The organism is Legionella nigrisilvae (assembly GCF_977063395.2).
This window is the reverse complement of the sequence record NZ_CDRUGZ020000020.1, coordinates 141213-155501: the sequence shown is the minus strand read 5'-3', so window position 1 is coordinate 155501 and position 14289 is coordinate 141213. Positions and strand designations below refer to the sequence as shown.

Genomic DNA, 14289 nt, shown 5'->3' with positions numbered 1-14289 from the left:
GAGCTTTACTCAATCGTTACCCTGGGAAGACTTTCTTCAAAATCATCTAGTGTTGGTAAAGTTTGCGATGATGTGGGCGGGGTTTGCATTGTTGGAGAAAAAAATCGAGAAGAATTTCCTCCTTGTCTTTGCAGCATAGGAAGTCCAGCGAGACCATACCCATATAAAGGAGGGTATACCTGAAAACGTCTGGTTGGTGCTTCTTCGGTTTGTTTCTTTAAGCTCTCGTACTCTGCCTGAATTTTTTCTAATTTTAATGTTAATTCATCGATAGTAGTAAGTTGTTGTTTCTCTTTTTCGCTTAACTCAACTATCTTGTTCTCAAACTCGGATTGTTGGGTTGCCATTAATAATTTTAGTTGTTCTAGCTCTAATTTTTCCGCTTCTCTATCTGATTCTTTTGTTGATTTTTTTGATGCTTCACTTTGCCATTGTAATAAAGTTTGCTGTTCTAAACATATGTTTGCAGCAATATCTTTAAGTTCTTCATTAGAATCATCAGGCGTCATATGAAGTACGAAAAGAACTTCTTCGATAAGTAGTTGTCCTGAATTACAGTATTTACTTCCTATGTATCGATCATTCAATAGGCCAGCTAATTCTTTGACTCGAGAGTCTTGGAGTGTTACCGGATGCTTTACTCCTTTTTTTATATTTAATAATTTTCGAAAATCAATGAATAGTTGAGTTAATTGTTCTTGAAATGCCCTTAACTCATGCTCCTTAAATGGAGTTTTAATATCGAGCTGCTCTTTTAAAAAACAAATTTTATTTAAAAGGAACAAAAGGAATTCTTCCCTTCCATGGTAACCTTTTGTACATGCGATAATCTTTCCTTCCAAGTACGAAGCAAAACTAACGTTTTGAATTATTTCTACTGCACGGTCATGAGATTTTTTTCTGTGTATTGTAGGATCAACTGCAGTAACTAGTTTATCTTTAGCCTCGATATTGTCTTGGCTGTCATGATAACGAACTATAACGGTTGCCAATGCATAAATTAACTCTTCTAACCTAGTCATGAAAATCTCCTTTTTCAAAGCATAATTGCGAAATCCCATTACAAGTTGGTCTTTCACTATATTAAATGTTTTTGGGGAGTGCAAGTTGTTTTAACTTAATGGCAAAAATGCCAACAGGTCCACCTTGACTGAATTTCATGAGATAGAAAACAGTGTAATTTTTTAATAGGTTACGTTAACATCATCATATAAACCCAAAGGAGTATTTTTTGAATGCATGGAAGACTCAAGGGAATAGGAAGTATGCTCAGACTGTTTCAACCCAAGCATCGTTCCATTCTCGGAATCGATATAACATCAACAGCTGTTAAAATCTTAGAAATTTCAGGCCAGGGCGATGAGTTGGTTGTCGAACACTATGGCCGTGAAGTGCTGCCTGCAAATGCAATGGATGGGAACACTATTAAAGATATTGATGCAGTCTCTCAGTGCATAAAAAAAATAATTGACCGTCTAAATACCTCATGTAAGCAAGCTGCTCTAGCGGTTCCTGATTCCTCAATCATTAACAAAGTAATCCAAATTAATGAGGGTTTAAGTGACGCAGAGATGGAGGAGTTGATTGTTACAGAAGCAGATAAATATATTCCTTATCCGATAGATGAAATCAATCTTGACTTTGAAATTTTAGGTCACTCTGAAAAAAATCAGAATATGCTTGACGTGCTAATTGTTGCTTCACGAGCAGAAATTGTGAATCAACGTGTAGATATTGCCGTCCACTCGGGTTTGGAGGTAACAGTGGTTGACGTCGAATCTTATGCCGTAGAACGCGCAGCGCAGCAACTTGCTAAAGATTTACCTGCCTCTGGACAAGATAAAACCATTGCCATCATCGATATTGGTGCAAGTTACACGCATTTGTTTGTATTACAAGGAATGAAATTAGTTTACTCAAGAGAAGAAAAATTTGGCGGAAAGCAATTAATAGACTCGACTGCGGAACACTATAAAATGACTTTAGAACAAGTCATGTTGGCTAAGGATAATGGGACATTACCTGAGGATTATGAAAAGGAAGTATTAGAACCGTTTAAAGAGGATATTTTGTTGCAAATCAAGCGTACCTTGCAGTTTTTTTATTCCACAAGTCAGGATGGCGATGTAGATCATATTTTATTGGCAGGAGGATTAGCCAAGTTGCCAGGTTTGGTGGCGTTGGTTCAAGAGCGATTGGGGATGAGTACGACAATTGCCAATCCATTGTCACATATGACTCCAGGTAAGATGGTGAATTTAGATTCTATAAATAATGATGCTCCAGGACTAATGGTAGCTTGTGGATTGGCTCTAAGGGAAGTTAAGTGAGAGTATATGACGCAAATTAATCTTCTTCCATGGCGAGAGCTCAAGCGGGAGCAGGAGAAAAAGTTGTTCATGACTATGCTGCTTTCATGCATTGTGCTCGCGGCGTTTATTGTTTTTTTAATTAATTCTTATGCATCAGGGTTGGTAAGTAATCAAACCACACGCAACGAAATGCTCCAGAAAGAAATTAATGATATGGATGCGCAAATAAAGGAAATAAAAAATTTAAAAAAAACAAAAGAATTGCTGATTTCCAGAATGTCTATAGTACAGCATTTACAATCTACGCGAACACTAATGGTTCATTTATTTGATGAATTGATTAATGTAATCCCGGCTGGTGTCTATTTTACTCAGATAAATGGAAAAAATGATGTTATAACCGTTATTGGCTATGCGGAATCGAATACTTTTGTTTCAATATTAATGAGGAATATAGAAAATAATGAGTGGCTCCATGATCCTGTCCTAAGTCAAATTAAAAGAGAGGATCAAGATAATGATAAAAATAAAGACAATAACAAACAAGAATCTGCAGAGAATGAGTTTAAGTTAACTTTTGTGCTTGCGCCTCAGTTCCAGATCGGGATAAGACTATGAACGGTATTAACCTGAATGAATTGAAAATGGAAAATTTGGGACAATGGCCGTTAGTGGTTAAGATTTGTGTTCTTGCTGGGGTTAGTATTTTGATTATTGCTCTGGGGTATTGGTTAATCATACAAGATAATTTTACCCAATATGATCAACTTCAAGCTCAGGAGGTTACATTAAAAACAGATTTTGAAGGTAAGCAACGTCAGTTAATTAATTTGCCAGCTTATCGCCAACAACTGCAGATTATGACGGAGCGTTTTACCCAAATGCTGAAACAGCTTCCAGAAAAAAATCAGATGCCCGGTTTATTGGAATCCATTTCCAAAACAGGTGTTGCATCAGGCTTAAGATTTGAGTTATTTGCGCCCCAAGCTGAAGTAATGCACGATTTCTACATTGAGTTACCTATAAAAATTTCAGTAGTAGGTACTTATTTTCAGCTCGCCATGTTTATAAGTCGTGTTGCAGAAATGGATCGTATTGTAACATTACATGACTTTAGTATTGAAAGGGTGTCTTCCAAAGATAAAGATAAAGATAAAGTAGTTTCGGGAGATGAATTGATAATGAGCATAACTGCCAAAATATATCGATATCGCACACAATGATGAGACGAAAACTAGAGATTAGTTCTATCTTTTTTTTATCGTTACTATTGGTTGCTTGTTCCAATAGTAACGATGATTTGGTGCGATACATTCATGATGTAAAATTAAGAAAAACACGGGATATTGAACCAATTCCTTCATTTGCACCTTTACCAACTTTTAAATTTCCTGATAATAGTAATAGACGAAACCCATTTATGCCAACGACTCAAAAAAAGACAGAAGTTGATGTAAATGCTCCCGATAAAAATAGGCCCAAGGAACCCTTGGAAGCTTATCCTTTAGACGCATTAAAATTTGTAGGTACTTTAACGCAAGGAAATGAAATATGGGCATTGATTAAACTACCTAATAAAGATATTACTCATGTCCGGGTAGGTAATTATATGGGACAAAATTATGGCCGTATTGTTTCAATTAAGAATGGCGCAATTGAATTACTAGAAACAACACAAACTTCAGGAAAGTGGGAAAAGCACTCTACCACGCTTGAATTAAATACTGGGAAGTAGGAGTAAAAGTGCGGAAAATAGCTACTTTATTCATTTTATTTTGCATGAGCGTGGGTATGACTTTTGCCCAGAATAATCCTTTGATATCCGTCAAAGTAATTCCTTTGCCAGAGGAAAAGTTACGTATGGATTTCGAATTTGCAAACCCCATAAAACAAGAACCTGCAAGTTTTGTTACTCAAAGCCCAGCACGCATAGTCCTTGATTTTATTGACTCCAATTTGCAGTTGCCTCGAAAACAAAAAGCCAATGTAATTAAATTGGGCTCGCTGAATCGGTACTCGGTTGTTGCGGTGGGTTCACGTGTTCGGGCTGTTTTGGAGTTAAATTATTCAGTGCCTTATTCAGGAACAATATCTGGAAGGGTTTATACTGTTATTTTGAATGGCAAAAGTAATGAATTATTCCAACCCCCTCAAGCACTGATAATTACCAATCGCCCTGCCAAGACAAATTATGTAATCAATCATTTTGATTTTCGAGGAATTGAACGACAGGGTGGTCGAGCAATAGTGAATGTTTCTAGTACGAGTGTTCCCACCGAAGTTGAGGAGCATGGGAAAGAAATTCTAATTAAATTTTTAAATACTAAAGTTCCATCGAACTTACGGAAGCGATTCGATGTTTCGGATTTCCACAGCCCAGTGCAAATGGTTACTTTTCAGCAAGTGGGAAAAAATACCCATATGACTCTATTCAACAAAGGAGGATTTGGCCAAAATGTCTATCAGGTTAATCAACAATTTATGATTGACGTAATTCCTTTAACACCAGAAGAGGAACAACAGGCCAAATTGAAAAAGAAAGTATTTTCGGGGAAAAGACTTTCCTTAAATTTCCAAAGCATCAGTATTCGAGCCGTATTACAGTTACTTGCTGATTTTACGGGGATTAATATCGTAGTGAATGATCAGGTTCAAGGTGATATTACACTAAGATTAAATAATGTTCCTTGGGATCAAGCATTAGATATTATTTTAACCACTCAAGGACTTGACAAGCGGCAATCAGGTAATGTGATTTTAGTTGATAAAAAAGGTGTCTTTGAAAAAATGGAGGCAGAACAACTCAAAAATCAACAAACCATCCAAAAAAATGAGCCTGTACGTTCTGAGTTAATACAAATTAATTATGCCAAAGCAACCGAACTCGCAGTTTTGATTAAAGACAAACAAAACTCCCTTTTATCAGAAAAAGGTAGCGTGAGTGTTGATACACGTACCAATACCATCTGGATTCAAGATATTGGGGGCAGAATTGATGAAGTTAGAGAGTTGATTAAACAGTTGGATGTACCTGTCAAACAAGTGCTTATTGAGGCACGGATCGTCGAAGTAACAAAGGATTTTGCTCAAGACCTTGGAATTCGTTGGGGGGTTTCCAAACCGACCCATCTCAGTGGTACTTTAGAAGGGGCGAATCAATTAGCGCAGGGAGTCGCTCCGGCAAACGTCAAGCCCTTTACGGACCGATTAAACCTGGATTTAGTTGCTGCCCCATTGACAGGAGCTACACCAGCTTCTGTAGGTATTGCATTGGCACAGCTTGGCGATAATATCCTGCTTGATCTTGAACTCTCTGCTTTGGAAAGTGAGGGACTTGCTGAATTAATTTCTAGTCCTAGGCTCATCACAGCCAATCAACAGGCTGCAGAAATTCAATCGGGTCAGGAAATTCCCTATCAGGAAGCCACTTCGAGTGGGGCAACAGCAGTAGCTTTCAAAAAGGCGGTATTAAGTTTAAATGTAAAACCGCAAATTACTCCAGACAACAAGATACTGATGGAATTGAAGATTAATCAGGATAGGGCATTGCCAAACTTGACATTTAATGGGGTGCCAGCAATTGCAACTAAAGAAATTCAGACGAATGTTCTTGTCAGTAATGGACAAACTATAGTGTTGGGTGGGATTTATCAGCAAGATAAGAGTAAGACCATTACGAGGGTACCATTTTTTGGTCAGTTACCGGTGGTTGGAAATTTATTCAAAAACACACAAGTGGGGATTCGAAATGATGAGTTGCTTATTTTCATAACCCCCAAAATAATAACAAACTCACTATCAATTACGGCAATTGAGGGGAGAAAAGCAGTTCGTTTTGATGAAAAATAAAATTTTTCAGATGAGAGAAATTGCTATGAGCTCAGCCAAATTAAGGCTTGCTTTACGCATAACTTGTTTTTAACAGGGCATTATTTTATTAATGAAGTGATATAATATAAATGAATAAGATAAACAGTTATAAAATATGCTCATTTGTTGTAGAATAATGGGCGGGAATTTCTAACTGCGAAAAATACAGTTAGGGTTGAGCCCCAAATATCCCCCACTTTTGGCTTTGAATCATATTTTAGTCTAATGCTAAAATGGGAAGTTATTTCGGACTCGATCTTTAATTAATGACATTTCAGTTAAAGAGGTATGTGATAAAAAATGAGCATAGTTAAAGTACGAAATATTTTTCTCATCGGACCCATGGGTGCAGGTAAAAGCACTATAGGTCGTGCTTTGGCAAAGGAGCTCAAATTAGAATTTTTTGATTCGGATGAAGTAATTGAAGAGCGTGCTGGCGCGGATATCTCTTGGATTTTTGATATTGAAGGAGAAGAGGGTTTCAGGCGCCGCGAACAAAAAGTTATTGAAGAACTAACTCAAAAAACCAACATTGTTTTGGCTACAGGTGGTGGGGTGGTGATTACCCCTGAGAACAGAAATGCATTAGCAGGACGTGGCACCGTAATCTATCTTAAAACCTCCTTACAACAACAATTTGAAAGAACTAAGCGAGATACCAAGCGTCCTTTGTTGCAAACCACTGATCTAGAAGGCAGATTGGAATTGTTGAGAGATGAGAGGGAACCATTCTATACTGAGCTAGCTGATGTTAGTTTTGAAACAGATAAATTAACGGTCAAAGCTGTTGCAAACAATATAATAAAATATATTTATGGCGAACTTTGAGATATATGATCAGGTTGATGTTTCTTTAACGGAACATCAATATCCTATTATTATTTGCCGTAATGGTTTGCAAAAACCAGATTTCCTGCAAACTCTAGTAACTTCATCGCAAATTTTAATTGTTACCAACCAAACAATAGCTCCTTTTTATTTAAACTACGTGAAAGCCGCTTTTTCCAAAGCTCAGTGTGACGTGTTGATTTTGGAAGATGGTGAACAATATAAAAATCAACAAAGCTTGTTTGCGATTTATGATGTATTAATCCAAAAAAAACATCACAGAGATACCACTCTTATAGCCTTAGGGGGTGGAGTAATTGGCGATATGACTGGATTTGCAGCTTCAACATATCAGCGTGGGGTAAAACTTATTCAAATTCCTACAACTTTATTAGCGCAAATTGACGCTTCAGTAGGTGGAAAAACAGGAATTAATCATGCTTTGGGCAAAAATATGATTGGTAGTTTTTACCAACCCCAAGCAGTAGTTATTGATTTAAATACATTAAATACTCTCCCTGAAAGAGAATTCCGTGCTGGATTGGCGGAAATGATAAAATATGCTTTGCTTGCCGGGAATGACTTTTTTAAACTGCTTAGTGACGCACTCCGACAAGGATTAACTGCTAAGAGTCCCCAGTTGCCTCAATTAATAGCAGAATGTTGCCGTATTAAAGCTCAATTTGTAGAAACTGATGAAAAGGAAGCTGGACAGCGAGCTTTACTGAACCTTGGCCATACTTTTGCCCATGCACTGGAAACATATACCCATTACCAACAATGGTTACATGGCGAGGCAGTAGCAATTGGCTTATATTGTGCAGCTGTCTTGTCGCATAAAATGAATTTAATTAATGAACAATTGGTCGAACAAGTTGAGCAAATTCTACAACTTGCAGGTCTACCACATAAAATTCCAACGCATATTAATTTAGAAAAACTCAAAGATTTAATGCAATCGGATAAAAAAATTAAAAATAATCGATTACGCTTTGTACTGATAAAAAAACCAGGCGATTGTTATCTTGAATCTGGAGTAACAGAGGATTGTTTGTATAATGCACTTGTTGCGGCTGTAAGAGGAGAATAAAAATGAAAGAGGGAATGATTCAGTCTGATGTAACGGCTGTAATTCAACCAAGAGTGTTATTTAAGCCAGGATCTTGGCTTGCTAAGATTGATTTCATTAACCATCTAGTTCTTTTTAATAATGTGCTTATTACGGTTTTATCCGAAAAGGAAGGGGGTAAAACTTCCTTTGGTACTTTGTTGCAAGGCAATTTAGATCAACAGATCAAATCAATTTCTATGACAGTGAAGCCTCCTTGTCATCGCGAAAGCATTATTCAACAAATTGCCACCCAGCTGCATCTTAATTGCGATGAACATACCGATATTAGTTCGTTGGTAGCTCAAATAAATGAGCGTAAAGCACATGTGTTGTTACTGATTGATGATGCGCAACATTTGCCAGAATCATTTATTAAAGAAGCAATGTTAGCTATAAAGAGCCAAGAGAATTTTAGTTTTTTCCATCTTTGTCTTATATCGGACTATTCAATTGTTGCAACGCTTAATAATTTAGTCGCTTCATTTTTTGAGAATTTGGTACACACTATTGAATTGGGCTCATTGAATGAAAGTGAAACTAGAACCTATGTATTACAACGTGCTATGGCTGCCCATTTGATCAGTAAACCTTTAACTGATGCGCAGTTTAAGCAGTTCTATCAATTAACCAAAGGAAATGTAGCCAAGATTAACGGCAATCTAGAAACATTTGTATTTAAATGTACTACCCAAAAGAAAAAGGAACCTTTAAAATTGGTGAAAACAACAAGTATTGCTGCTAGTGTGGCTTTTGTTGCCGGTCTCGTCGGTTTTTATTTTGCTCAGAATTATGATCTTTCAACATTTTATCATTCAATTACTGAGTCTCACCGTGATAAAAATATAGAGGATATAGCATTAAAGCAACAGAAACAACCTGAAGTGCTTGAGAGCCAAATTGCTTCTTGGCAGGATTCTTCAATGCGACAATTAGTATACTCTTCCTTACCCAAAAAACAGATTTTGGATGAACTTAACGAGGAGATACTTAGTGAGCCCCCAGTAGCTATTATTGATAAGGTCGTGGTGATTCCTAAACTACAAATGCAAAATCTTGCAGAACAAGCACCCAGAATTCCTGAATCTGAGTTTCAACGTGAAAATCCAGAGTCAGATCTCAAACGTGAGTCAAAACTAGTTGAAGTTCCAACCCCACCAGAGAAGAAAGATAAAAAAGATCAATCTTCCAGTAATAATACAACTATGAATTTGTATACCATTCAAGTGGCTGCAAGTCATAATAAAACAGATATAGAACGTTTTCAGAAAAATAATAAGCTACTTGCAGGAAATGCTAAAATAAGACATTTTACTAATGCTAAAGGTGTTTGGTTTGTGCTGACGGTGGGAGAGTATGAAACTAGGGCCGAAGCACAACGCAGCATAAGTAAGTTACCATCAACTATAACTAAACTAAACCCTTGGGTTAGACCCGTATCAAGTTTGGGTTAAGCTGCTCAGGCTTAGAACAACTAATAATATAGAATTGTAGCCTGGGTGAAGCGTAGCCTAACCCGGGCACTTTAAGAAAATTTCTGAGCTACACCTTACTAAAAAACCTTATTCTCGACTGTTTAAAGATTGGGTTATTTGCTCAATTCGTTCTTCTGCAGCTTCATAGATCTGTTTAAAGAGATCAAAAAAATCAGCAAAGGACAGTTTCTCCAAAGAGTGGGCGGTTACACCCTGAGGTGTACTTACCCCGGCACGCAATTGAGAAAAAGAACGCCCTGATTTTTTTGCTAACTCTGCAGCACCAACCACTGATTCCAAAGCAATTTTTTCTGAGATTTCTTCTGGAATCCCGCGACTTATTGCCGCTTTTTGTAGCGCTTCGAGAAATAGAAAAACATAGGCTGGTGCACAACCAATCGGGGCTGTAAGTGTGTCGAGCAGGGATTCTTGCTCAACCCAAAAACTGTATCCTACTTCATTAAAAAGAGCTTCAATTAATTGCTTTTGTTCCAATGTAGCGAACGAGTTAGCAAATAGGGCAGATGTTCCTTTGCAAAACTCGGTTGGAGTATTGGTCATTACCCGAATAACTCCAAGGTTTTTCTTGTTGAGCCAACAAGTGATATGATCAATCTCTATTACACCTGCCAAGGAAATAATAACAGGGTCTCTTGATTGCATGATAGGGGCAATCTCCTGACATACATCCTGCATAAACTGGGGTTTTACAGCGAGAATTAGAATCTCTGCATTTTGAACTGCTTGAATGTTGTTTTCTGCTGACAGTACCCCTAGTTCCTTAACTAAACGCGCTAATTTACTGGGATCACGATTACTCAATGTTATTAAGCTTGCAGGGTGTCCACTTTTGATCAGACCACGTGCTAAAGCACTTCCTAAATGACCTGCGCCTATGATAGAAATAGTTTTGTTTTTAAACATATTGTCTTATATTTTGAATTTTTTACAAAATAGCAAGATGAATGGGGTATGTCAAGAATGGTTGAGAGCAGATCAAAATAACTATATTACATCTTAGACATTGGCTATCTTATCTAACAAAGTTAAAAAGGTATCTCCGTAATTGAAATACCTCTTCTCAAACTTTATTAATCAGGTCAGTGATACCAATTAATTTTCCAGTACCAACACCAGTGATTGGCGCTAACTAATCCAATTATTCTGTCGCACTATTTCTTTTGAGCTTTCGACCCCGGGTTGATCAAAGGAATTTATATTCCAAATTACACCTTGGACAAAAATTTTATGTTCATATAAAGAAATGAGTGAGCCAAGGGTTCGGGGAGAACAATCATTCAAGCAAAGAAGATTTAACGGGATTTCCCCAGCAATATAACTGTGCGGATTCTCGCTATGATTACCACCCTTCGTTAATACTTCTTTGTGGGCATGGCATATTTTATTAATTACACTACCATCAAACGTACGGAGATAAATTAAATCAGCTGCTATTTTGTTAGTCCCTTGACACAATAATTGATAATAACTATGTTGCGCATGATTGCCCAAACCACCCCAGATAATCGGGCCTGTCGCGTAATCAATTCTACGACCTTGTCTGTTTACTGATTTACCATTACTTTCCATATCAAGTTGTTGAAGATAGGGAACAAAATATTGTAAATCTTGTGAATAAGTCATGACGAGCAAGTTATTAATATTTAAAAAATTAATGTTCCACAATCCTATTAATCCCAAAAGAATCGGTAGGTTTTGCGTAAAATGTGCGGTACAGAAATGGTTGTCCATGTTGTTGGCTCCAACAAGGATTTCTGAGAAATGTTCGAAACCAATGGCAATACAGGAAATTAAATTAATTGCGGAGCAGAAAGAATAACGTCCCCCCACCCAATCCCATATTGGAAGAATAGTTTCAAAACCCATCTCCTCAGCTTTTTTAACATTTGCGGTGATTGCAATAAAATGCCGATTAAAATACTGTTTCTGATTGATCCAGGAGAAAGCTTTTTGAAAATGAGATAAGGTTTCAGGTGTAGTAAATGACTTCGAGGAAATAATAAATAGAGTGGTTTCCGGGTTTAATTTTGTAGTAACTCGTGCAAATGCATTGGGATCTACATCAGAAATGAAATGGAACCCTAATTGGTCAGTTACTAAATCGCTTAATGCATTGATACAAAAAAAAGGGCCAAGCATTGAACCGCCAATTCCTATGTTAACCACATCAGTAATAGGCTTCCCCGAGTAACCCAGCCATTCACCATTTCTGACTTTTGTGGAGATGAGTTTCATTGTGTTTCGAACATTGACTACATCTGGAATAATATTTCGCTCATTAACCAATAAGACCTTATTATCTGGGGCACGAAGTGCTGTATGTAAGACTGGTCTATTTTCTGTATTATTAATGGGCTTTCCATTAATCATGTCATTAATCTGTTCATGCAGATTACACTCATGGGCTAATTCAATAAGTGCATCCATAATTTGGGGATTAACGTGTTGTCCACTATAGTCTAGGGTGATGTTATCACTGGATATAGAGTAAATTTTTGTGTCTGGATTTTGATTAATATATGTTTTTGCTAATTTTTCGAGTTTTTTCCAGGAATTCATTTTTGTAAGTTGTTCCATATACATTCTCAGTCATAATTTAAGCTACAAGCCACTTGGAAAAATTTTTCCCCTCAGTAGGATGCTGTTTTCCTAAGTCTACATTCGCTTTAAGAAAACCGAGCACACTCCCACAATCATATCTTTTACCTTCATAAGGTAATGCTAAAACTGTTTCCTTTTTTACTAACTCATTAATTGCATCAGTTAATTGAATCTCTTTATGTTCTACACGCGGCAACATTTTAATGTGTTCAAAAATACTTGGGGTAAGCACATAACGACCTACAATTGCAATATTTGATGCAGCAAGGTGTGGTTTAGGTTTTTCCTCAAGATGATGTATGCTTAAGAGGTCTTTATCCCAGGGCGCCCCTTGAATAATACCATAACACTCTGTTAATTCCTGAGGAACATTTTCTACTGCAATAATACTATGACCATATTGCGCATACATTTCGGCCAATTGTTGAATAACAGGCGTTGTATTAGTCATTAAGTCATCCGCAAGAATTACAGCAAAGGCTTCATTACAAACGATTTGTTCCACGCATGAAACGGCATGGCCTAAACCCAGGGGTTTTGCCTGACGTACATAAAAACACTCCATATCCTCAGGAGTTACCGATTTAACTATAGATAAAAGTTCATTTTTGTTATGAAGTTCCAGTTCTTTTTCAAGTTGATAAGCATGGTCAAAATGATCTTCAATGGCGCGTTTATTGTGACACGTTACAAAGATCATTTGACGTATTCCGGCCGCATAAGCTTCTTCAACTGCGTACTGAATCAAAGGTTTATTTACAACAGTTAACATTTCTTTGGGTGCTGCTTTAGTTGCGGGTAAAAATCGTGTCCCTAAACCCGCCACTGGAAATACCGCTTTTCGTATTCGTGGAAATGTTGCATTCATTTGCTAGTCTATCCATTTAGTAACAATTAATATAAATGTGCAGTTTTTTTTAAGTATGCACTTAAATTTTTTTGATTTATATAGTTTTTTATCAAATTTTGGTAAAAGGTAAAGTAAATTTTTCGTAAGGGTGGTGAATGTATTCTTTAGACTGGGCATATGTTAATGGGCTACCAAAGTCCACTTCATGTTTTAAATGCACTCCAGAAGATTTTCAGGTGAATGAGTTTTTTGATAGTCCTTTTTCTGGAGAAGGAGAACATATTGTTCTGAAAATAGAAAAAAAGGGCTTAACCACTAATGAATTAGTTAAGTCTTTAGCAAAATTAGTGCATAAACCCGAAAAATCCATTGGTTATGCAGGTTTAAAAGATAGACAAGCCCTTACTACTCAATGGTTGAGCATTCATGCTCCAGGGGAGCAGATACCAGAGATAGCAAAACTTGCAGCACCTGGATGGCGCATTTTAGAACATACGCGCCATCATAAAAAATTGAAACCAGGATTTTTAACTGGCAATCACTTTATTGTCCATTTGCGTGAAATCTCTCATCAAGAGGATTTGCTCAATCGCATTGAGCGCATTAAAAAGGATGGTGTCCCTAACTATTTTGGAGAGCAGCGCTTTGGTCGCAATGCCGGTAATTTGCTGAAAGCAGAGGAAATGTTCGTTCGAGGGAGGAAAGTAAAAGATCGATTCCTACGGGGCATGTATCTTTCCGCCGCACGCTCATGGATCTTCAATTTGATTTTATCACATCGTGTTAGGGAGCAAAGCTGGAATATTCCACTACCTGGTGATGTGATGAAACTGCAAGGATCAAACAGTATTTTTATTATTAATCACGTCGATAACGAATTACTTCAAAGGATTCGAGACAAAGATATCTCTCCAGCGAGCCCGTTACCAGGTAAAAGTAAATTCAAACTCCAAGATAAAGCGTTATCATTGATTAATAAAATCTATCTTGATTGGCAACCTTGGTTAACAAGTTTGGAACTTTATGGTTTAGAAGAAGATTGGCGCGCTAATATTTTGCATGTCGAGGAGTTGAGCTGCGTAATTAAAGGTAATGATGCTGAGTTATCTTTTAGTTTGCCGGCTGGAGGTTATGCCACAGCAATATTACGTGAATTGACCTTTTATCAAAATGGATAATTCCTAGGTTAAAAATAGCTTTTTTGCATATGTGACGCTTTTCACA

13 protein-coding genes are annotated in these 14289 nt (G+C 37.1%); 9 read left to right on the top strand and 4 right to left on the bottom strand.

Going from position 1 to position 14289, the window contains the following annotated elements; all coding sequences use genetic code 11:
* Positions 1–5: 5 nt before the first annotated feature.
* Complete coding sequence (locus ACWTE2_RS09440; RefSeq protein WP_454785148.1) at positions 6–1022, bottom strand: hypothetical protein; 1017 nt, start codon at positions 1020–1022, stop codon at positions 6–8.
* Between the two features lie 243 nt (positions 1023–1265).
* Between ACWTE2_RS09440 and pilM the strand changes: the two genes are divergently transcribed.
* From pilM to ACWTE2_RS09400, 8 genes are all read left to right on the top strand, one after another.
* Positions 1266–2330, top strand: a complete 1065-nt coding sequence (pilM, locus tag ACWTE2_RS09435) for a type IV pilus assembly protein PilM (protein ID WP_454785147.1) — start codon at positions 1266–1268, stop codon at positions 2328–2330.
* Positions 2331–2336: 6 nt separating this feature from the next.
* Complete coding sequence (locus tag ACWTE2_RS09430; protein ID WP_454785146.1) at positions 2337–2930, top strand: PilN domain-containing protein; 594 nt, start codon at positions 2337–2339, stop codon at positions 2928–2930.
* Positions 2927–3535, top strand: coding sequence for a type IV pilus inner membrane component PilO (locus ACWTE2_RS09425; protein WP_454785145.1), 609 nt, complete (start codon positions 2927–2929; stop codon positions 3533–3535). The genes ACWTE2_RS09430 and ACWTE2_RS09425 overlap by 4 nt, the downstream gene beginning before the upstream one ends.
* Positions 3532–4047 carry a pilus assembly protein PilP gene (locus ACWTE2_RS09420; protein ID WP_454785144.1) on the top strand — a complete coding sequence of 172 codons (516 nt, stop codon included), beginning with the start codon at positions 3532–3534 and terminating at the stop codon, positions 4045–4047. Before ACWTE2_RS09425 ends, ACWTE2_RS09420 begins: the two co-directional genes overlap by 4 nt.
* 8 nt (positions 4048–4055) lie before the next feature.
* On the top strand, positions 4056–6161 hold the full coding sequence (locus ACWTE2_RS09415) for a type IV pilus secretin PilQ (protein ID WP_454785143.1): 2106 nt from the start codon (positions 4056–4058) through the stop codon (positions 6159–6161).
* Between the two features lie 321 nt (positions 6162–6482).
* On the top strand, positions 6483–7010 hold the full coding sequence (aroK, locus tag ACWTE2_RS09410) for a shikimate kinase AroK (protein WP_220471005.1): 528 nt from the start codon (positions 6483–6485) through the stop codon (positions 7008–7010).
* Positions 6997–8100 (top strand): 3-dehydroquinate synthase, encoded by a 1104-nt coding sequence (gene aroB, locus ACWTE2_RS09405; protein ID WP_454785142.1) that lies wholly within the window; start codon positions 6997–6999, stop codon positions 8098–8100. The genes aroK and aroB overlap by 14 nt, the downstream gene beginning before the upstream one ends.
* Before the next feature lie 2 nt (positions 8101–8102).
* On the top strand, positions 8103–9572 hold the full coding sequence (locus ACWTE2_RS09400) for an SPOR domain-containing protein (RefSeq protein ID WP_454785141.1): 1470 nt from the start codon (positions 8103–8105) through the stop codon (positions 9570–9572).
* A gap of 108 nt (positions 9573–9680) precedes the next feature.
* Here ACWTE2_RS09400 and proC read toward each other — a convergent pair whose 3' ends face one another.
* From proC to galU, 3 genes are all read right to left on the bottom strand, one after another.
* Complete coding sequence (gene proC, locus ACWTE2_RS09395) at positions 9681–10517, bottom strand: pyrroline-5-carboxylate reductase (RefSeq protein WP_454785140.1); 837 nt, start codon at positions 10515–10517, stop codon at positions 9681–9683.
* A 222-nt stretch (positions 10518–10739) separates the two neighbouring features.
* Positions 10740–12191, bottom strand: coding sequence for a glucose-6-phosphate isomerase (pgi, locus tag ACWTE2_RS09390; protein WP_454785139.1), 1452 nt, complete (start codon positions 12189–12191; stop codon positions 10740–10742).
* Between the two features lie 19 nt (positions 12192–12210).
* Positions 12211–13083, bottom strand: coding sequence for a UTP--glucose-1-phosphate uridylyltransferase GalU (gene galU / locus ACWTE2_RS09385; RefSeq protein WP_182392987.1), 873 nt, complete (start codon positions 13081–13083; stop codon positions 12211–12213).
* 137 nt (positions 13084–13220) lie between these two features.
* Here galU and truD point away from each other — a divergent pair, with 137 nt between their 5' ends.
* On the top strand, positions 13221–14243 hold the full coding sequence (truD, locus tag ACWTE2_RS09380; protein ID WP_454785138.1) for a tRNA pseudouridine(13) synthase TruD: 1023 nt from the start codon (positions 13221–13223) through the stop codon (positions 14241–14243).
* Positions 14244–14289: the final 46 nt, after the last annotated feature.

What these genes read in the sequence shown, in the direction of transcription:
- ACWTE2_RS09440 (WP_454785148.1), bottom strand. Translation starts at nt 1,022, where the DNA reads ATGACTAGGTTAGAAGAGTTAATTTATGCATTGGCAACCGTTATAGTT.
- pilM (WP_454785147.1), top strand. Translation starts at nt 1,266, where the DNA reads ATGCTCAGACTGTTTCAACCCAAGCATCGTTCCATTCTCGGAATCGAT.
- ACWTE2_RS09430 (WP_454785146.1), top strand. Translation starts at nt 2,337, where the DNA reads ATGACGCAAATTAATCTTCTTCCATGGCGAGAGCTCAAGCGGGAGCAG.
- ACWTE2_RS09425 (WP_454785145.1), top strand. Translation starts at nt 2,927, where the DNA reads ATGAACGGTATTAACCTGAATGAATTGAAAATGGAAAATTTGGGACAA.
- ACWTE2_RS09420 (WP_454785144.1), top strand. Translation starts at nt 3,532, where the DNA reads ATGATGAGACGAAAACTAGAGATTAGTTCTATCTTTTTTTTATCGTTA.
- aroK (WP_220471005.1), top strand. Translation starts at nt 6,483, where the DNA reads ATGAGCATAGTTAAAGTACGAAATATTTTTCTCATCGGACCCATGGGT.
- aroB (WP_454785142.1), top strand. Translation starts at nt 6,997, where the DNA reads ATGGCGAACTTTGAGATATATGATCAGGTTGATGTTTCTTTAACGGAA.
- ACWTE2_RS09400 (WP_454785141.1), top strand. Translation starts at nt 8,103, where the DNA reads ATGAAAGAGGGAATGATTCAGTCTGATGTAACGGCTGTAATTCAACCA.
- proC (WP_454785140.1), bottom strand. Translation starts at nt 10,517, where the DNA reads ATGTTTAAAAACAAAACTATTTCTATCATAGGCGCAGGTCATTTAGGA.
- pgi (WP_454785139.1), bottom strand. Translation starts at nt 12,191, where the DNA reads ATGGAACAACTTACAAAAATGAATTCCTGGAAAAAACTCGAAAAATTA.
- galU (WP_182392987.1), bottom strand. Translation starts at nt 13,083, where the DNA reads ATGAATGCAACATTTCCACGAATACGAAAAGCGGTATTTCCAGTGGCG.
- truD (WP_454785138.1), top strand. Translation starts at nt 13,221, where the DNA reads ATGTATTCTTTAGACTGGGCATATGTTAATGGGCTACCAAAGTCCACT.